This is a genomic window from Aurantibacillus circumpalustris, from assembly GCF_029625215.1.
GTDB classification, from domain to species: Bacteria; Bacteroidota; Bacteroidia; order B-17B0; family Aurantibacillaceae; genus Aurantibacillus; species Aurantibacillus circumpalustris.
This window is the reverse complement of the sequence record NZ_CP121197.1, coordinates 3,541,644-3,561,445: the sequence shown is the minus strand read 5'-3', so window position 1 is coordinate 3,561,445 and position 19,802 is coordinate 3,541,644. Positions and strand designations below refer to the sequence as shown.

Here is a 19,802-nt window from a genome sequence, read left to right as displayed (position 1 = left end):
TTTTGAGAAAAGGTTCCTTATACTTAATTGTTCTTCTGTTTCTAATTGAAAAAAGATGTTACGCTCAAGATATTCACTTTAGTCAATATTATTTGTCACCGCTAACACTAAACCCAGCTAACACAGGTAATTACAAGGGAGACTACCGGATTTTTGGAAATTACCGAAGTCAGTGGCGCGAATTAGACAAAGCTTATAGCACGTTTTCTGCTGGTTTAGATGGAAATTTATATCCTAAAAACATAAACATAAGTCCTGGTCTACTTTTTTTAAGAGATAGATCGGCGAATTATTTAGTGGTGACAAAAATATTGCCCTCAATAGCGATTCATTCAAAAATAGCAGGATTTAAGGTACATTTGGGCATTCAACCAGGTATCGTTATTAAAGCAATTGATTTTTATGAACATTCTTTTCCAAATCAATTAAACTGGAACACGGGTCAATTTGATAAAGATTTACCAAACATAGAGCCAAATGCCGGACAGAGCTTTACTTACTTTGATTTAAATGCTGGAGTAGTGGTTTCGCATAAAATGGGTAAATGGGAACCAGAAGTTGGTTTTGCTGCTTTTCACTTAAACCAACCACGTGAAAGTTTTTTAAATAATACTAAAAACAAACTCCCGGTTCGCTCAACTATAAATGCAGCAATCAGTTACCAGGTAAAACCATTATTAATACTTAAGTTATACAGTCTATATGGTTATACAACAAAGGCCAACGACTGGGTATCCGGTTTAAATGTAGAATATATTTTATCTAAAAACGCCTACTTTACCAATTCGGTATTTGCAGGATTTATGTGGCGCGACGGATTCAAGCGAAATTATGATGCCGGTATAGTAACAGTAGGGTTAAATTATAGTCATTATATTTTGGGATTTAGTTACGACATTACTCTATCGCAATTAAAGACTTCTGTTGATAGTAAAGGGGCGTACGAGATAGCATTAATATATCGAGCAAAAAATACACGTCTTACAAAAAAAATTATTCCGTGTGAGAGATACTAAACTAATATTGTTTTTCCTTGTATTATTTGTAGCCGCGCAGTCTCAAGTAGATAGTACTCTTTTGAAAGGAGCTAAAGACAAGACGCTTAAAAAGCTTGGTAAAAGTGCTTTAAAGCAAAATGATCCAAGTTCAGCTATTTTGTTTTTTGAAACCTATGTGAAGAATAACCCAAAGGACGCAAAGGTTAAATCACTGTTGGCAAAATCTTACATGCAAATTCGTGATTACGATAGAGCTCAGCACATGTTTTTAAATGCATACAAAACAGATAAGTTAGAAGCTCCCGAGGCTCTTTATTATCACGCTTTAATGATGAAGTCGAATGCTCAATACGATAGTGCTAGAATTAACTTCCAAAAATTTAAAAAAGAATATAAGGGTAGTGAGAAGAAATTAAAAAAATTGGCTGGCAGAGAAATTGTTTTTTGTGATTCTGTTGCCAGGTTAGTTTCGTTTGAGAATAAAATTATTATTCAGCATCTCGATACTACAATTAATAAAATAAACACGGAAGGAGCACCTATAAATTTTAATAACGATTTATTAGTGTTTACGTCGCTTCGCACCGACAAAGAAGAGTACCAGATAGAAGATGATACAGCAAAAAGTATAAAAAGAAAACTTTATTACGCAGCCAAAAAAGGCGGCGAATGGAAATTTAAGGGCGAATATGGGAGCACTTTAAATGATCCTGATTTTAATACGGGTAATGCTTGTTTTAACCCTGATAGAACTCGCATTTATTTTACAAAGTGTAAACTCAATTATTCTGGTAAAATGATTTGTGCTATTTATGTGTCCGAAAAAAAAGGAGATAAATGGACAGAAGCAGTTAAACTTCCTAAAGAGATTAATAACCCGAAGTATACATCTACTATGCCCGCAGTAACCGTAGATCCGATTAAAGGTAACGACCTCATTTATTTTGTAAGTAATAATAAAAAGGGTAGAGGAGGTTTAGATATTTGGTACACGATTTATGACAAAAAGAAAAAAACATACAAGGATCCAAAAAATGCTGGTTCGAAAGTAAATACCTCACAAGATGAAATGAGTCCATTTTTTGATACAGAAAGCCGAACCTTATATTTTAGTTCTAATGGATTAGGTGGATTAGGCGGTTTTGATGTTTTTAGAACGATTGGCGACGGAAAAAAATGGATGGGCAGTGAAAATATTGGACAACCAATTAATACTGGCGCTGACGATATTTTTTACACTGTTTCTACAAATCGTGGTGAAGGGTTTTTTGTGAGTAATCGTAAGGGCGGCAATGCTTTAAAGAATAAAACATGTTGTGATGATATTTATTTTTATAAAGACAGTAAGTATGTTCGACTTGCGCTTGCAGGCAACGTAAGCGAAGTATTGGATGGCAATGTGCCTGTAAAAAATGCTATTGTTGAGATTTATGCCAAGGATAAAAAAACGAACGAAAAATTTCTCATAAAAACGCTGCGAAGTGATAGTCTCGGAAATTATAAAACTATGGTTGATGCAGGCCAGGATTATTTTTTGGTGGTTAAGAAAAAAGATTTTCTAGGTTTCAGTGAAGATATTACTACAAAGGGTATAACAAGTTCGCAGGAAATAAAAAAGAGCCTGCAATTAATTAGGAAGCCAAAAAACGCAGTTCGTATTCCAAATATTGAGTATGAATTTGATAAATCTAATTTATCTGAATCAAGCAAAAAAGGCCTTGATTTAAGCGTATTAAGTTTAATGGAGGCTAACCCAGAATTAGTGATTGAAATTCAAGCTCACACAGATGGAAAGGGAACTGAAGCATACAATCTGAAGTTATCTCAGAAACGCGCAGAGAGTATTGTAAATTATTTAGTAAGTAAAGGAGTCGATCCAAAACGTTTAAAAGCACAAGGGTATGGCGAGAGTGAGCCAATTGCTCCGAATCAAAATAGTGATGGTAGTGATAATCCTGCTGGCAGAGCAAAAAACAGACGAACAGATTTTAAAATTATTGGCGTTGTAGACGATGAAATGATTAATGATTCGGGATTAAATTAATCACATTGCACTTCATTCAATACAAGTGAGTGATTTCAAATAAATGCAAGTGTGTAAGCCGGGTTCTGTTTCGTTACTTATTGCTAAGTAATATATCTACCATTTATCTTTGCGACCTACCCATTGCGGCTCCCAACTTTCGTTGAGATAAGACGGGTCGCCTTAACTACCGCAACCTATTTGGCCTTTCAACACCCGAGGTTTACCCTGCAAAACTATTACTAATTCTGCCTGTGAGCTCTTACCTCACATTTTCACTATCACCGCACCGAAGCACGGCTACCTGGTTTTCTGTGGCACTTTCTGTTACAAAAACATTCCTGTTTAAGTACCCACCCTTTCAAGTGGCGGATTACCCTACGTTGCCCGGACTTTCCTCTCTTGTATTTTCAACAAGAGCGGTAGAACACTTGCCTTCAAATATACGTATATTTTAGGTTTTGTGTTCTTCTCTTGAATAGGATTGCGTTAAACCGACACGAATTAGCGTAAATAAAACCTATAGTGAAGCTTATGGGTCTTGAAATAAGTTGTGTAACACTTACAAATCAAGAGCCTCTCTAGTTACATCAGCAATAGTGTAGTAGGTGTCTTTCAAAAGAGTCTCTTGAATAGTTTTTTTATCAAACCAATCTACTTCGGTAATGCTTTCTTCTAGCTGAGGTATGAGTTTTTCTGAAAAATCCGTTCGCATGTAAAACCAATACGATTGTTTAAGCGCATAACCCTTTTTGTATTGATAAATATGAAATGTAGAGTTAAGAGGTTTAATAATATTGAGGTCTTTAATACCACATTCTTCTTCGCATTCTCTCACAGCGGCTTCCTGAATTGTTTCTCCTTTTTCGAGTTTACCTTTGGGAAGATCCCAACGATTATGCCTTCTAATAAACAAAAATTGATTTTGTTTTTCAATAAAACCTCCTGCTGCTTCTATGTAATAAAAAGTGTTCTTTAGAATATCTATTGCTTTTTCTACCGAGATGTGTGAAATGTAAATGGAACTTTTATGGGAATCGTCCAGAAAAGCTTCAACTAGTTTGTTTAAATCCTTCCCGCCCTCTTTTGTTTGGTCTATTTTAATTGATTGATTTTGCGAAGATTGCGTGTTAAAACCCGTTAACTCTATAAACTTATCATTAAAATATATTCGTGTGTTCATAAATAAGTAGTTTAGGAAACAAAGTTAATTTTATTTTTGCCGCATGACTTCGTTTGATGACGCCGCGTATAAAGTTGCTGAATTTTTATTACAAATAAAAGCTGTAAAGCTTCAACCTGAAAATCCGTTTACCTGGGCAAGTGGATTAAAATCTCCAATCTATTGCGATAATAGAAAAACACTTTCTTATCCTAAAATAAGAACGTATATCCGCCAACATTTTGTTGAAACCATTAACGAGCATTTTACAAAACCTGATGTGATTGCCGGCGTAGCTACGGGTGGTATTGCGCTTGGTGCCTTGGTGGCTCAAGAAATGGGTTTGCCTTTTGTGTATGTAAGAAGTGAAGCTAAAAAACACGGCCTCACTAATATGATTGAAGGTGAGATTGAAAAAGGACAATCGGTTGTTGTGATTGAAGATCTTATTAGTACTGGTGGAAGCAGTTTAAAAGCTGTAGAAGCCTTACGTGAAAAAGGGTGCAACGTAAAAGGCATGGTGGCTATTTTCACATACGGATTTGATCAGGCTATTGAAAATTTTAAGAAAGCAAATTGTCGTATTGAAACTCTGACAAATTATTCAACATTGATAAATGCCGCATTGCAGAGAGAATACGTTGATGAAAAAGATATCAAGAGTTTAAAGGAGTGGCGCACAAATCCTGCATTGTGGAGTGAAAACTGTGTGAAATAAAGCTAAATTAAACTGATATATTAATTTCTAATGCATACTTTTGGTATGCATTTTTAATTTTAATGAAATGAAGCAACTATTTTTAATTTTATGTCTGATCTTCACGAGTGTTTATTCTACACTTGCTCAAAATTCATTAGAGCTTGGTGGTAAAAACTTTATAGAAGTTACCGGTACCAGTGAAACAGAAGTTACTCCCGATGAGATTTATGTAACGATTACTTTGCTAGAGCGGATGGACGGTAAAGACAAAGTAACCATTGAAAAACAAGAAGGGGATCTCAAAAAAAACATTAAAGAACTAGGACTTGATTTAAATGATTTAACCCTTAATTCTGCTGATGCTGATTATGGCAAGGTTCGTAGATCAACAAAGGATGTACTTGTGAAAAAATCTTATTTGTTGAAAGTTAGCAATGCTGATATGTTAAGCAAGGTATATGAACGTTTGGATAAAATTAATGCGAATGACGCTTTTATTTCAAGATACTCTCACTCAAAAATACTTGATTTGCAAAAAGAAAATAGAATAAAGGCAGTTAAGGCTGCTAAAGAAAAAATTGATTATTTATTAGCTGCAGTAGGACAACAAGCTGGAAAACCTATAGAGATAAAGGAGCATGAGAATTATGTTCAAAATGCACCGGTGCCCATGTATGCAAATGCAATGTCGATGCGGAGCGAAAAATTATCGGAGGATTCTGATAGTCAAATCGGGTTCAAGAAAATTAAAATCCGTTCTAGTTTTTTAGTTAAATACGAAATCTTAAATAAATAAGTGTGGCAAAGTTTACAATTAACAGTGAAACGAATAAAACGGTATCGAGTATAAAAGATCTTTATAACTTCCTAAGTGATTTTAAAAATTTTGGTACCATTTTACCAGAAGATAAAGTACAAGATTTTAAATATTCAGAAAATGAATGTTCTTTTACAATAAAGGGAATAACGGAGATGACAATTATTGTAGAAGAAAAAGTTACTAACGATTTTATTTTATTTTCGAGCAATGGTTTAGCCAAATTTAATTTTAGTTTAAAGGTTCAGTTTATGGGAGATGCAGAAGCGCCTGGTGAATGTAAAATTGATTTACTTGGCGATCTTAATCCTTTTATTAAAGCTATGGCTGAGAAACCTCTAGGAAATTTAGTAAATACTATGTCATTAAAATTATCACAACTTACCTTATAAATATGAAAATAAACGCTGCAATACAATTGTTACCTATTGGTGCCAAAGAAAACAAATACGAGCTTATTGATAAAGCGATAGCGCTAATACAAACCAGTGGTTTAAATTACAAGGTCTGTCCTTTTGAAACCGTTATTGAAGGAAATTCAGATGCGGTATATAAACTGATACATAACATTCAGACAGAAACTTTGAAGCATGATTGCTCTGAATTGCTTATTAATATTAAGATTCATGCAGCGACGCGTGATTTAAGTTTTAGTGAGAAGCTGGAGAAATACTAGGGGAAATGTAATCCCGATGGCTATCGGGAGGAAGATGTAAAACTAAAGATGTTCTATTCTCTAGGAATAATTATCGTATCAAAACTTGGAGCGTAGGCAACAAAAGCGCCAAAACATTCCTGATAGTTATTAAACATACTTTTTATATTCGTTGGTGAGCTAAAAGGATTAAAATTACTGGATCTGTTTAAATAATACGTGTGCCAAAAATCAAATTCTTTTTTGCCGATCTTACAGAATTTTACCACGACTGTATCTCCGGCTTTAAAATAACCTCTTTCCGGATCGCTTGAGTTTTGTGCTCTTTGATTAGGCTGTACACCGCGATTGTAAGAAAAATTAAAGGACTTTCCATCAATAAACTTATCGTCAAATACCGAATTAAACGGGGATGTGTAAAACTGATCACGTCCTAAACGCTTTGCAGACCACCTGTAATTATCACCACTGCCCGCAGGTTCAGATAATTTTTGTGCAATGAAACCAAGCGTATCGCCTTTTATTTTATCAAAATAGAGTGTATCAAGTTTTACTGGATTTAAAATAGTACTGCTTGTTTCAAAAGTTTTACCTCCAGTACTTACTCTTATGGTATAAGTTCCGCCTTGCTTTCCAATGAGTTTTAAGCCAACATAAATATAACCTACTGACGGATCGATCTCTTTTAACGTATCTGTCATTATACCATCGCTCACTGTTACAAGAGCTCCTTTTACGAAAGCTTCTTCAGGGGTACTAAAATCAAATTCCCCAAAGTAGGGAACAGAGTAAGAAACAAAAACTAAGGCTGTAGAACCTGTTTCTATTGAACCTTCAATAACTATTTTTTGCTGGTAATTAGGCAAATCTAATTTCACATCTTTACGACAAGAAGCAATGACTAATAAAGTGGCTATGTAACAAAAATATTTTTTCATCAGAATTTAAAATTCCATGTTAAACTTGGTAGAATTGGAAAAAGTGAAACTTGTTTAGCACCAACTTTTAGTGAGCCATTATTAAAGTCGCCTTCACGTGTTAGGTAAATAAAATAAGGGTTGTAGCGGTTATAAACGTTAAATAAACTTAGTGTAAAACTATTACTGAAATTTTTCATCCAACTTTTTGTCACTTGTATGTTGCTTGTGTCCTTACCTTGTTCTATGTATTGATTAATTAATGTACGTTTTCGTTTTTCTAGTTTTTTAGTTCTATCAGGAGTAAAAGTGACATTTAAGTCAAGACGATGATAAGGAATAAACTGATAAGAATTTCTGAGTCCATAATCATTACTTAAACTCCCTTCGTAAAGGAAGAAACCGTTAGGAAGAGTGCCTCTATTTCCAGATCCATAAATCCAAACCATACCAAAATTCCATTTTTTAGAAGCATCATACATCAGAACTATTGACACATCATGTCTTCGATCATATTTTGCCAGAAACTTTTGACCATAATTAATTTGGTCGAATTGCCGCCAGGTCCACGACAAAGTATATCCAATCCAACCCGTTAACTTACCGCGATTCTTTTTAATAAAAAACTCAGCTCCGTAAGCCCAACCTTTTCCGTATGTAAAGGCGTTATCAGGATTGTCATAGATATTATCACTTGGTTGAGAGCCTTCAGCATATTCAATCTGATTACTCATGGTTTTATAATACACTTCAATGCTTGTCTCAAAGATGTTCTCCTTAAAGTTTCTAAAGATTCCTAAGGCATATTGATTGGATTCTTGAGGCTTAATTATTTCTGTTGAAGGCATCCACACGTCTGTTGGCAAACTAACGGATGAAATAGTAGCTAAATGTATGTATTGAAAATTTCGTGAATAAGAGGCTTTAAGTGATAGTTTTTTGGTCAACGAGTAGCGCGCTGATAATCGAGGTTCGAGTCCATTGTAATTAGCTACAATGTCATTTGTGTTGTAATTAACGGTATCGTTAATCACTCCGAAATTATCTTTTTTGTAACGAGTGAATGGTCCAATTTGAGTAAAGTTAGTAAAGCGAAGTCCAATATTCATTTGAAGTTTCTGAGTAATTTCCCAATCATCACTAACATAAACGCCTACATCGTGAGAGTAGAGTTTTATTTTTTTTCCAAAATCAAAAACAGTTGAACCTTGTTGGGCACTTACAGTGGTTGGTACAAAGGTGTGAAATATGTAATTGAGTCCTACTTTCACATTATGTCTCGAATTAGGGTAATAGTTTAGATCGTACTTAAAACCGTAATCAGTAATGCCTGATTTGATAATTAAGTCAAAATCTTGTTGAGCAGCACCAAAACTAAAATCATAATTCGTAAATATGAGCGACATATTTGAAAATAACTTTGGACTAAAAATATGATTCCATCGTAAAGTCGCTGCTGCGTTGCCCCATGGAATATCAGCATTGAAGCCACCTTCCGCGTCAACGAATTTAAATTTATCTCTACCATAATAACCACTTAAGAAAAGTCGATTTTTGTTATTAATTGTATAGTTGAGTTTTGCATTTAAATCGTAAAAAAAATAAGAGGTTCCTTTAAAGTCTGAGTTGTCTATGTATGGTTTCACAAGCGCGTCTAAATAAGTTCTTCTAGCACTTATTATAAACGCTGCTTTGTTTTTTATTAAAGGTCCTTGTATAGTAAGTCTTGATGCAATAACACCAATACCTCCGTCAACATGAAACGCTTTGTCGTCGCCTTCCTTTAAGCTAATGTCAAGAACAGAAGATAAACGTCCGCCATATTGTGCTGGCATATTGCCTTTGTACAAGTCAACACTTTTCACTGCATCACCGTTAAACACTGAAAAAAAGCCGAGTAGGTGAGAAGCATTGTAAATATTGGCTCCGTCGAGAAGTATTAAGTTTTGATCTGGTCCACCACCACGCACATAAAAACCTGTATTACCATCGCCAGCATTTTTTATTCCTGGTAATAGTTGAATGGTTTTTAGTACATCTACTTCACCCATAAACGCCGGTATTTTCTTTATTTCCGACATTTCTAGCTGAACTACGCCCATCTGCGTACTCTTAACATTCTCGTCTGTTTTAGTAGTGCTTACTTCAACCTCTTCAAGATCTGTTTCTGATTGGGTGAACGAAATATTCAATGTAATATCCTGACTGAGTTTTATTTCTTGTTTTATAGTTTTGTAACCTATATACGTAAACAACAGAGAGTATTTTCCCTTACTCGCACTAAATGAAAAATTACCGTTAATGTCACTTATAGTTCCAAATTTTGTATTCTTAAGATTAATAGTAGCTCCAATTACAGGTTCTCCGCTAGAGGCATCTTTAATACTACCTTTAATTATAAAAGTTTGAGAGTGTCCAAACGAAGCAATAAAAATGAGAAGGAAAAATATGAAATTGGATTTTTTCAGGAAATGAAGATAGTTAACTGTTTTTGTTGTTTTTAAAGAAAAGCTCTAAAAAAACTTAATATTTACTCTATTTTGAAAGGGAGTTGAGAAAGGTGATTGCTTTACTGTATTTTGTTGGCATTTGGACGAGATTGAAATTTCAAAAGTTCACGCAGAATTGGTTCGTTAATCATAAGTAGTACTACATTTGGTTTTTCCTGATCTACAATCTCTTCGTTAAGTTTATATTGCCATGAATCAAATATCTTTACGCTTTTGCTGAAATTTTCGGCTAAAAAAGGAAAAATACTACCTCCAAATGAATCAGAAATAATTAGAAGTTTGGGTTTTTTAGAATCTTTTATCTCGCGTACTTTTTCAAAATCCCAAGGATAGACAAAGCCATGGGTTGGGGGATAATTAGCCTTTGCACCTTCTGTAGCCTTGTATCCATTTTTAGGAGATAATTCAATGTAAGATTCATTAAAGACACCCAAGTTGCCTAACATTTTGTCAAGATTCCCTTTTGGATTATTAGGGGGGATTTTATTAAAATCATTAACGGATAGCAGCTCAATCGAAGGAAACTCAGCACGCATATGTTTGAATACTTCATTAGCTGTATAAAATGCGCCAAGATCATTCCAATGATTATCGAGCTTAAAGTAAAGATTTTCATCGCCTTTAAATTTTCTAAGGGAGTCATAAACATTGATTGAATTAACTAATGAGTTTTTATCTAAATAATTAATAAGTTGTTCTCCCCATGTATCTTCGTGCATTCTGAAATACTCATAACCGATGTGTTCACTGTGAATACTTGCTTTGCAGGGTACCACCATAAAATAGAATTTGATCCCTTTTTCTTCTAAATAGTTTTTCCGGTAATTAAGTTCTTTTCCAATAGATTCTAACTCAGCAGCTGTTAATCTATTTTTTCCCATATACGAATCCATCTCATCGCCTAATAAATATAACCAACTGTTACCGCCAATTACAATGTTGCGGATGGGTGATTTTCGAAATGCAAGAACTTTATAAATATTAAAGTAACGGATGTATCGGTTGCGGAGATCAAAATTATCGGTATAAAATGTGTCATATTTTACAGGAAAAGGATCAAGGTGATTGATGTCAAAATCAGGTTCTCTTTTCATCGCTCTGTTTTCGAAACTTTCAATATCATTTAAAAGGTGAACCTTGCTATTTACCAAAGGAAATATAATAGCTGCTGAAAACACTAAGACGATTAAATATATGCGAACTAAATTATGGTTCATTTAAAATCGGTAATAAATAAAGGGGTTATACGTACCTGCTACGAGATACAATGTGCATAAAATAATTATTCCTGCATAAACAGCAGCAGAAACAATGTGGTAACCGTAAGCAAATGTAATTGCTGATTTTTTCGCAGAAGATAATACTGGTTGTATCATGTCTGCAATCCATTTAAAAAATCCAACGGATCCTAACAATGCTATTATCATTGCAAGCATCAATTCGCGGTCGAAAGATTTCATAAATAAACTGATTTGTTCAGGAGAGGTAGAAAAATTAAAAAGTTCTTTCCAGTAGTCGATCGCGAAACTAAGTGTGTTGGCTCTAAACAAAACCCAGGCAAACATTACAACCAAAAGAGTGTAAAGTGTTGCAAAGGGTTTCCAGCTTTTTTCAAGAAGTTTTTCAAGTCCAAGCCTTTCTAAAATCATAAAGAAGCCGTGAAACAAGCCCCAAACTACAAAACTCCAACTGGCACCGTGCCAGAATCCGGTAAGAAAAAAAACAAAAAGTAAATTCAAATAAGTACGACTTTTAGTAATCCTATTTCCGCCTAAAGGAAAATAAACATAATCTCTAAAAAAAGTCGATAAGGAAATATGCCAGCGGCGCCAAAATTCTTTTACGGATTTTGCTAAATATGGGAAATTAAAATTTTCTTTAAATTCAAAACCAAACATTCGGCCTAAACCGATGGCCATGTCTGAATATCCAGCAAAATCACAATAAATTTGTAATGTATAACAACATATTCCAAGCCAGGCATTCAATGCGCCAACGCCTTGAATATCGTTCTCAAACATAAAGTCTGCCACTTTTGCAAAAGCGTTTGCCAATAAAACTTTTTTTCCAAGTCCAATTAAAAAGCGTTCGACTCCCGAAGAAAATTTTTGTAGAGTATGTTTACGTTCAGTTAATTGTTGCCAAATATCACTGTAACGAATTATAGGACCTGCAATCAATTGCGAGAACATACTTATATACAAAGCAAGATCAAAAATGTTTTTTTGCGCAGTTGTTTTTCTTCTGTAAATATCTATTAAGTAAGATAAAGAATGAAAAGTGTAAAAGGAGATGCCTATTGGCAGGATAATGCTGGTTTGTGAGATAGGTGGAATTGAAAAAGTTTCAAATAATTGATTAAGGTTAAAAATGATGAAATTAGTGTATTTGTAAATTCCCAAAAAAAGAAGATTTACAGAAACTCCAGTAAAAGTCCACCAATACCCAGCGCGAGTATCTATATTTTTTTGAATAAAAATCCCAAAACAATAATTTAGAAAAATAGAAAGGAGTAAAAGTCCGGTTAAACTAACGCCACCCCATGCAAAAAAAATGAGACTTGTAAATAGTAGCCAATAATTTTTGAACTTATTAGGTAACACATAATAACCTAATAAAGTTAGTGGTAAGAACAGGTATAAAAATAAGAGCGAGCTAAACAGCATAATTCAATACGATTATAGGGATTTATTTTTTTATATTAAAATAATGAATACAAGTTTCAGCAGTATTTTATAAATAACAAAGCCTCTCGATTTTCACCGAAAGGCTCTTTTTACAAGTGCGAGTTTTATTTCTGAATAACAAGTTTTTTAGTCAAAACAGATTTATCTTCTAGTTCAACCGAAATAAAATAAACGCCGTTACTAAAATGACTCACATCAATAGTCTCATAGGATGCGGCAATTTTAGAAGTCTTTATTTGAAAAACTATTTTACCAGTTATATCCATTATTTTATAACTAAGTGTTTGACTTTTAGTTAAATCAAATTTGATGTAAGCCATGTTGTCTGCCGGATTGGGGTATACTTCGATGTTGTTTGAATTAATATTAGCTGTTTTGACTCCCGTTAAAACAGGCGGAGTAGCGGGAGCTAGAACCCTAAAATACCTAACGTAATTACATCCCATATCGCCAGGAAAAGTTGCAATACTATTATTGGCATTTGTGTAGTCAAAACGTAGACTGCCTGTGCCGCCGGCAGTATTCGCCCACCAACTCATACCGTCACAACCAGTATCATTAATTTCAAGTTTATAACAACCTGCGGGTAAGTTCAAAACAGTATCTATATAAACAGTGGTTTTTGCTAACGAATCTCTTTTAACAATAACACTTCCTGTTTCATTGGTCAACATCCAGCTTGTTTCGCTATAACCATTATTTGGATTAAGATCATTATTGGTGTACATTTTAATAATAAAATCTTTTGGATATATAGGTACGGGTGTAGTTTCAGATGTATAAATATTATTAAAAAGATTTTGATCTCCGGTGTTGCCGTTCACAGAAACAACCGACACTTCAAAGACACTGCTTACTGTTCCAGAAAGAATTACTGTGGAAGTAGGGAAAACTTCTTGTCGTTCTTCCAAATAACCCAATGAACCAGTCCACGTGTGTGTTAACGGTGTTTGACCTTTTAAACCGTAATTAAATACAATACTTTTTAAAGAATCAGTCCCAACATTTTTTATTTTAATAACGGGATTAGAACATCTTGGATTTTCTCTAAAGTAGTTTGCATCTTTCGTTGGTGAGACAATGTCCTCAATTGAAACATCTAATGAGTGGTTCGGAGCACTGTAATTAATCAGCTGAGAAACAAAATTATAACCACCTAATGATCCGCTACCAATATACGGTTGCATATCCGCGTCTACTGTAAATGTTGTATTAGCACTTGTGATGTTGGTTAGTTCATGATAAATTGGCCAAACCACAGCACCAGGACACCAATTTCCACGATCGTAAATCCATGTGCCTGTTTGTGGATATACTTCATTAATACCACAATCACTTCTCCATAATTGTTTTTGAGAAATCATAGTGTTGTTGATCTTTAATTGGTAGTATTTACTACAGAACTCAGCACATCCAGTATTATCAGAGCCATGGCCACTTACGGTGTTTTTTACAAATGTTCTTGCAGTAGGAGTTGTATACGAAAAGGATTTTGCTGTTAAGTAATTTTCAATGGAATTAGAACTGTTTCCATAAGGAAAATAACCATCGTAAATATTTTGAACCGAAAGAGCATCCATAGGAGGAACACCTTCTATAAATTCAATTTTTAGTGTAAGCGTAAATCCCCATGAATAACCCGAGTAGTTGTATCTCATATCAGTTATACCTTCCAAAGCAGACGCATAATCTGTGATGTCAACAATGTAATCGTGTTTTTTATTAAGAGAAAGCCAATCCGTTGCGTAAGGTGTAATAACCCTTGCTATTTCAACAGTATCTTTGCCTACGGGCTTTGCATGAATTTGTGTTGTATAGTCCCACGATCCACAGTATTGAGATCCGGCCGGACAACCATATCTTCCCAAGATGTAGTGCATGCGAATTTTTCGGTAGCGTAATCCTGTCGGAAATACCGCGGTAGTATCGTAATTTCCATACTGCGTTATTTTTCTTTGATTAAAAATTGTTACCCAAGTGGTATCACCAGGGTTAGATAGTGCTGAAAAATTGTATACCTCTGCAAAAATTAAAAGAAGAACAATTTTTTTAAGATTCGCTAAACGAGTAAGTTTTCTTGTCATTGTATTGATTTTGGTTATAAATATAACAAAAATTTAAATCGTTTTAGATGTTTTAACAGTTGGGAGAGATCAGAATTTAAATTTCTTGCAACAGCAGGAGTTTTTTAAAAATATTTTTTGGAATTCTGAGATGGTCGCATTTTGCGACTACCTCATATGGATTTCTTTTCGTTAATGATTGCAAATTTTGTTGGTAAATAAACTCTTCCTCTCTAATTTTAATGGTTTGCTTTGCATCCGTTAGTTTAGCATTTCACGCACATTTATTTATGGCAACCGATTTTATTGAAGACGAAAATATAGAAGTTATTGGAGCACGTTCGCATAACTTAAAAGATATTTCGATTACCATTCCACGTAATAAACTTGTTGTTATAACAGGTTTAAGTGGAAGTGGTAAATCATCCCTAGCTTTTGATACGATTTATGCTGAAGGGCAAAGACGTTATATTGAAAGTTTTTCTTCTTATGCGCGGCATTTTTTAGGAAATCTGGAACGCCCTGACGTGGATAAAATTTCCGGCTTAAGCCCTGTAATTTCTATCGAACAAAAAACAGTCAATAAAAATCCGCGCTCTACAGTTGGCACAATCACTGAGATTTATGACTTTATGCGTCTTTTGTATGCGCGCGCCGGAGAAGCCTTTTCATACAATACCGGTGAAAAAATGGTTCGTTATAGCGATGATCAAATTGTGGATTTGATTATTGAAGATTATAAAGCAAAGAAAATAAATTTGCTGGCACCTATTGTGAAAGGGCGTAAAGGGCATTACCGCGAGTTATTCGAAGACGTTCGTAAACGAGGATTTAATAAAGTGCGGATTGATGGCGAAATAAAAGACATCGTTCCAAAAATGCAGGTTGATCGTTACAAAATTCATGATATTGAAATTGTAATTGATCGTCTTGAAGTGACCACGGACATCAGATCTCGTCTTTACCAGTCTCTTCAAACAGCCATGAAACATGGTAAAGGAACGATTATGGTAATAGAACATGAGGAAGAAGTTCCAAAAAAGAAAGCTGCTGCAAAAACGACTAAAACTCAAACTTATGGTTTTGGAAAGTTGCGTTTCTTTAGTCGCTTCCTAATGTGTCCAACCAGTGGTATCAGTTACGACGAACCAGCACCAAATTTATTTTCGTTTAATTCGCCCTATGGCGCTTGTCCACAATGCAACGGACTGGGAGAAATTTCTGAAATTGATATTAATAAAATAGTTGCCAATCCTAAAATCTCTATTGCTAAAGGTGCCATTGCTCCTTTGGGTGCACAAAAATCGTATGGTGGTGGTGGATGGATTTTTAAGCAAGTAGAAGCAATTGGGCATACCTATGGATTCACACTTGAAACGCCTTTTGAAGATATTAGCGATGAGGCGGTAAACGTTTTGCTATATGGAAGTGACGAACTTTTTACCGTAACCACTGAAGCGGGCAGTTACAATACTAATTTTGAAGGGATAGCCACATTTATTACGCGGCAATCAGAAGACGATCCTAGTCCTGCTATGCTGAGATGGGCACAAGGGTTTACGGATAAAAAAGTATGTCCTACTTGCAACGGTGCGCGTTTAAAGAAAGAGGCACTTTACTTTAAGATTGCTGATAAAAACATTTCTGAAGTGGCGGAAATGGATATTTCTGTTTTGCAGTTTTGGTTTAAAGACATCGAAAAAAAATTAAATAAGAATCAAAACATAATTGCTATCGAGGTTTTAAAAGAGATTAGGGCGCGAATTCAGTTTTTGGTAGAAGTTGGTTTGGACTATGTAACTCTCAACCGTTCTTCTAAGTCCTTAAGTGGTGGCGAGGCGCAACGTATTCGTCTGGCAACGCAAATTGGATCTCAATTAGTTGGTGTTTTATATATTTTAGATGAACCAAGTATTGGTTTACATCAAAGGGATAACGTAAGGCTTATTACCGCATTAAAAAATTTACGGGACGTTGGAAATAGTGTGATTGTTGTGGAGCACGACAAAGATATGATGATGGAAAGCGATTATGTGATTGATATTGGCCCAGGAGCAGGTGTTCACGGTGGTAAGATAGTAGCGGCTTCAACGCCAAAAGAAATGTTGAAGTTTAATACCATGACCGCGAATTACATGACCGGTAAAATGAACATCGAGGTTCCGAAAACGAGAAGAAAAGGAAATGGAAAAAAAATTTCACTCAAAGGTTGCACCGGACATAATTTAAAAAATGTAAGTGTTGATTTCCCTTTGGGAAAATTTATTTGTGTCACAGGAGTGAGTGGAAGTGGAAAAAGCAGTTTAATCAATGAAACGCTCTATCCCTTACTCGCAGAACATTTTTATAATTCAGAAAAAAAATCTTTGCCACATAAGTCAATTCTTGGATTGGATAATGTAGACAAGGTTATAGACATCAACCAATCACCAATTGGCAGAACCCCTCGCAGTAATCCCGCAACATATACCAATGTGTTTTCTGATATCCGTAATTTATTTTCAGAAATTCCAGAAGCTAAAATTCGCGGTTATAAGCCTGGTCGTTTTTCTTTCAATGTAAAAGGTGGACGCTGTGAAACCTGTGGTGGAGCGGGGGTGAAGACAATTGAAATGAATTTTTTACCAGATGTTTATGTAAACTGTGATGTGTGCAATGGCAAACGGTATAATAGGGAAACATTAGAAGTGCGTTTTAAGGGAAAATCCATAAGCGATGTATTAAACATGACTGTTGATCAGGCGTGTGAGTTCTTTGAAAACGTTCCGAATATTTATCGACAGATTAGAACATTACAAGATGTTGGTTTGGGTTATATAACATTGGGTCAGCAGGCTACAACCTTGAGTGGTGGTGAAGCGCAGCGTGTAAAACTATCAACTGAGTTGAGTAAGCGTGATACTGGAAATACATTTTATATTCTTGATGAACCAACAACCGGTTTGCATTTTGAAGATATCCGAATTCTTTTGGGAGTTTTAAATAGACTTGTTGAGAACGGAAATACGGTGTTGGTAATCGAACATAATTTAGACATTATAAAAGTTGCTGATCATATCATAGATCTTGGTCCTGAAGGAGGAAAGGGTGGAGGAGAGGTTCTATTTGCCGGAACTCCTGAAGAATTAGCCAAAGATAAAAAGAGTTATACCGCTCCTTTTTTGAAGAAAGAGTTAGCATTGAAGAGGTAATCCCTTTAGTTTTCGTTTTTTTGAACCTTTAAACGGGTCTAAAAGACTTCCACCTATGTGTTCTTATATTTCTTATGTGGTTTATTAAAGGATAGAAAGACAACTAGATTTTCCGCATCACCATCAAGCCATCTCGTAATGGTAACAGTACATTTGAAACTCTTGAATCGTTATTTACTTTTTGATTAAAATCGTGAATGATTTGTGTATCCGCATCTTTTTTTTCATCCAACACTTTTCCACTCCAAAGTACATTATCGACAATAATTAATCCACCAGAATTTACTTTATCTATTATAAGATCATAATAATTTGGGTAGTTTTTTTTATCCGCATCAATAAATACCAGATCAAACTTTTGTTTCAGTTCGGGAATTATTTTTTGAGCATCCCCTTCCACTAATTCAATTTTATTTTTAAAGGGAGACTGATCAATAAATTTTTTTGCAAACACATTGGTTTCTTCGTTTGGATCAAGGGTGATTAGTTTGCCATTTTCTTTTAGACCTTCAGCAAGGCAAAGGGCTGAATAACCTGTGTAGGTGCCAATTTCAAGAATAAAAGTAGGTTGTTGTAATGTAGACAGAAAACTTAAAAAGCGTCCTTGTAAATGGCCGCTTAACATCCGTGGACTACCTATTTTTAAGTGCGTTTCACGATTAAGTTTTTTTAATAGATCGCTTTCTGGCTCAGTAAAATTTTCGCAATAATGTAGAAGCTCTTCCGTAATAAATTCCATCTTGCTAATATAATTTTTTAGTTTAATCTTTTGTTAATGATCTTACTTACGTTTCCAAAAACCTGACCTGGAGAAAATTTCCGCCAATCAAAATCATCAAGTTCACCACCAGAAATAAAAAAATAATCTAACCCTGCTTGTTTAAATTCCTTTAGTACATGATCTCTGAAATTAAGAAGTACTATCCAACCATCATCACCATTTTCATCAAACCATTCTTCGTAATAGCTGTCATCACTTTGATGAAAATTAAGAACGTTTTCTCCAACGAGAATATATTTATTAATCCCATGAAAATTAAGTTCGTCAATGATATCACGTTTTAATATCATAATGTCGTTTGTGATGGCATCATTCCATTCACCAATAAGTTCTATGATTGCATATTTTTCATCATAATCGGTAAACAAAATTTTTATGTAAAGCGTTTCGCTTCCAATATCATCCCACTGCGGGTGGATATAAAAATTATAAATAGTATTTGTGAATTCAAACTCGCTATATTCCCGCCCATAGAAAGGAGATTCGGGGTCTTCAGAGGCAACATAAAGATGCTGCCAGTTATAGAAAGGTTCAATTGAATGCACGGGTAAATTTACAATTAATGAATCTATAACGAAAGAAATCGTTGAGACTTATCAGTAATTTTTCGTGATTTGTCTTGGCAAAAAAAGAACAGGTCTGAATTAAAATGTAAAAAGTAGATTATTGATTTCCTCTACTGAAAGGCATTTTTTTAGTGATTTCTATTTTCAAGGCTTCGCGAACTGTTTCCAGTGCGGTAAGCAAAATAATACGAACATCCATTCCAGTGGTTGCGTGTTCTACGTAATATAAATCCCATTGTAAACGTTTGTAAATAGACCGTATATTAGGTGTTGGCCCTCTAAAACCATTAATTTGAGCAAGGCCTGTAATTCCAGGTTCAACAAGGTACCGGTTATAATAGCCAGGGAAAATTTCGGCAAAGTATTCAGAATCTTTAAGCATATGAGGACGAGGCCCAACAATAGACATATCTCCAATAAGTACGTTTATAAACTGAGGTAACTCATCGAGGTTCGACATGCGAAGAAATTTTCCCATACGGGTAATACGTGGGTCGTTAATAGCTGCCTGAAGATCGTTTGCAGTTTTATTAACTTGCATGGTGCGAAGTTTAAAGCAGTTAAATGTTTTGCCTCTATAACCGGTGCGTTTCTGTTTGAAAAAGATAGGCCCTCTTGAGTCCAGTTTAATGAGTATGGCAAGAATAGGCATTAGCCAACTTAGAATTAAAAGCACAATAATTAGAGAAAAGAAAATGTCGATACTCCGTTTAACAATAAGAAAACTTCTTC

Annotated in this window: 16 protein-coding genes and 1 other RNA gene; 7 read left to right on the top strand and 10 right to left on the bottom strand. The window is 34.8% G+C overall.

The features are described 5' to 3' along the window. Nucleotides 1-2: 2 nt before the first annotated feature. Nucleotides 3-1,016 carry a PorP/SprF family type IX secretion system membrane protein gene (locus P2086_RS14770; RefSeq protein ID WP_317897520.1) on the top strand — a complete coding sequence of 338 codons (1,014 nt, stop codon included), beginning with the start codon at nt 3-5 and terminating at the stop codon, nt 1,014-1,016. Then, nucleotides 1,003-3,042, top strand: coding sequence for an OmpA family protein (locus tag P2086_RS14765; protein ID WP_317897519.1), 2,040 nt, complete (start codon nt 1,003-1,005; stop codon nt 3,040-3,042). Before P2086_RS14770 ends, P2086_RS14765 begins: the two co-directional genes overlap by 14 nt. 38 nt (nt 3,043-3,080) lie before the next feature. On the opposite strand, the gene rnpB is transcribed toward P2086_RS14765, so the two are convergent. Continuing rightward, nucleotides 3,081-3,459: RNase P RNA component class A (rnpB, locus tag P2086_RS14760), an RNA gene on the bottom strand. Nucleotides 3,460-3,583: 124 nt separating this feature from the next. Then, complete coding sequence (locus P2086_RS14755; protein ID WP_317897518.1) at nt 3,584-4,204, bottom strand: NUDIX hydrolase; 621 nt, start codon at nt 4,202-4,204, stop codon at nt 3,584-3,586. Between the two features lie 43 nt (nt 4,205-4,247). Between P2086_RS14755 and pyrE the strand changes: the two genes are divergently transcribed. From pyrE to P2086_RS14735, 4 genes are all read left to right on the top strand, one after another. After that, the gene (gene pyrE / locus P2086_RS14750) at nt 4,248-4,901 is read left to right on the top strand and encodes an orotate phosphoribosyltransferase (protein ID WP_317897517.1); all 654 of its coding nucleotides are present in this window, start codon (nt 4,248-4,250) and stop codon (nt 4,899-4,901) included. A 67-nt stretch (nt 4,902-4,968) separates the two neighbouring features. After that, entirely contained in the window at nt 4,969-5,679 is a 711-nt protein-coding gene (locus tag P2086_RS14745; protein ID WP_317897516.1) for an SIMPL domain-containing protein, read from the top strand. A 2-nt stretch (nt 5,680-5,681) separates the two neighbouring features. Continuing rightward, nucleotides 5,682-6,092, top strand: a complete 411-nt coding sequence (locus tag P2086_RS14740; protein ID WP_317897515.1) for a hypothetical protein — start codon at nt 5,682-5,684, stop codon at nt 6,090-6,092. Nucleotides 6,093-6,094: 2 nt separating this feature from the next. After that, nucleotides 6,095-6,376 (top strand): thiamine-binding protein, encoded by a 282-nt coding sequence (locus P2086_RS14735; RefSeq protein WP_317897514.1) that lies wholly within the window; start codon nt 6,095-6,097, stop codon nt 6,374-6,376. Nucleotides 6,377-6,429: 53 nt separating this feature from the next. Here the strand turns inward: P2086_RS14735 and P2086_RS14730 are convergent, their stop codons facing one another. The 5 genes from P2086_RS14730 to P2086_RS14710 all read right to left on the bottom strand — a co-directional run bounded on the left by P2086_RS14730 (nt 6,430) and on the right by P2086_RS14710 (nt 14,553). Continuing rightward, entirely contained in the window at nt 6,430-7,293 is an 864-nt protein-coding gene (locus P2086_RS14730) for a DUF4249 family protein (protein WP_317897513.1), read from the bottom strand. Then, on the bottom strand, nt 7,293-9,614 hold the full coding sequence (locus P2086_RS14725) for a TonB-dependent receptor (protein ID WP_396127476.1): 2,322 nt from the start codon (nt 9,612-9,614) through the stop codon (nt 7,293-7,295). Before P2086_RS14725 ends, P2086_RS14730 begins: the two co-directional genes overlap by 1 nt. A 227-nt stretch (nt 9,615-9,841) precedes the next feature. Continuing rightward, a complete protein-coding gene (locus P2086_RS14720) occupies nt 9,842-10,999 on the bottom strand; it encodes an alginate O-acetyltransferase AlgX-related protein (RefSeq protein ID WP_317897512.1) in 1,158 nt (385 codons plus the stop codon). Continuing rightward, entirely contained in the window at nt 11,000-12,448 is a 1,449-nt protein-coding gene (locus P2086_RS14715; protein ID WP_317897511.1) for an MBOAT family O-acyltransferase, read from the bottom strand. Nucleotides 12,449-12,573: 125 nt separating this feature from the next. Beyond that, on the bottom strand, nt 12,574-14,553 hold the full coding sequence (locus P2086_RS14710; protein WP_317897510.1) for a T9SS type A sorting domain-containing protein: 1,980 nt from the start codon (nt 14,551-14,553) through the stop codon (nt 12,574-12,576). A gap of 269 nt (nt 14,554-14,822) precedes the next feature. On the opposite strand from P2086_RS14710, the gene uvrA reads away from it, so the two are divergent. Continuing rightward, nucleotides 14,823-17,723, top strand: coding sequence for an excinuclease ABC subunit UvrA (gene uvrA, locus P2086_RS14705; RefSeq protein ID WP_317897509.1), 2,901 nt, complete (start codon nt 14,823-14,825; stop codon nt 17,721-17,723). A 103-nt stretch (nt 17,724-17,826) separates the two neighbouring features. On the opposite strand, the gene P2086_RS14700 is transcribed toward uvrA, so the two are convergent. From P2086_RS14700 to P2086_RS14690, 3 genes are all read right to left on the bottom strand, one after another. Continuing rightward, nucleotides 17,827-18,462, bottom strand: coding sequence for an O-methyltransferase (locus P2086_RS14700; RefSeq protein ID WP_317897508.1), 636 nt, complete (start codon nt 18,460-18,462; stop codon nt 17,827-17,829). 17 nt (nt 18,463-18,479) lie between these two features. Beyond that, a complete protein-coding gene (locus P2086_RS14695; protein WP_317897507.1) occupies nt 18,480-19,049 on the bottom strand; it encodes a hypothetical protein in 570 nt (189 codons plus the stop codon). Between the two features lie 118 nt (nt 19,050-19,167). Then, entirely contained in the window at nt 19,168-19,746 is a 579-nt protein-coding gene (locus P2086_RS14690) for a sugar transferase (protein ID WP_502547938.1), read from the bottom strand. Between the last annotated feature and the right edge of the window lie 56 nt (nt 19,747-19,802).

Coding starts and splice junctions, on each gene's coding strand:
- P2086_RS14755 (WP_317897518.1), bottom strand. CDS start 4,204: ATGAACACACGAATATATTTTAATGATAAGTTTATAGAGTTAACGGGT.
- pyrE (WP_317897517.1), top strand. CDS start 4,248: ATGACTTCGTTTGATGACGCCGCGTATAAAGTTGCTGAATTTTTATTA.
- P2086_RS14745 (WP_317897516.1), top strand. CDS start 4,969: ATGAAGCAACTATTTTTAATTTTATGTCTGATCTTCACGAGTGTTTAT.
- P2086_RS14735 (WP_317897514.1), top strand. CDS start 6,095: ATGAAAATAAACGCTGCAATACAATTGTTACCTATTGGTGCCAAAGAA.
- P2086_RS14730 (WP_317897513.1), bottom strand. CDS start 7,293: ATGAAAAAATATTTTTGTTACATAGCCACTTTATTAGTCATTGCTTCT.
- P2086_RS14720 (WP_317897512.1), bottom strand. CDS start 10,999: ATGAACCATAATTTAGTTCGCATATATTTAATCGTCTTAGTGTTTTCA.
- P2086_RS14715 (WP_317897511.1), bottom strand. CDS start 12,448: ATGCTGTTTAGCTCGCTCTTATTTTTATACCTGTTCTTACCACTAACT.
- P2086_RS14710 (WP_317897510.1), bottom strand. CDS start 14,553: ATGACAAGAAAACTTACTCGTTTAGCGAATCTTAAAAAAATTGTTCTT.
- uvrA (WP_317897509.1), top strand. CDS start 14,823: ATGGCAACCGATTTTATTGAAGACGAAAATATAGAAGTTATTGGAGCA.
- P2086_RS14700 (WP_317897508.1), bottom strand. CDS start 18,462: ATGGAATTTATTACGGAAGAGCTTCTACATTATTGCGAAAATTTTACT.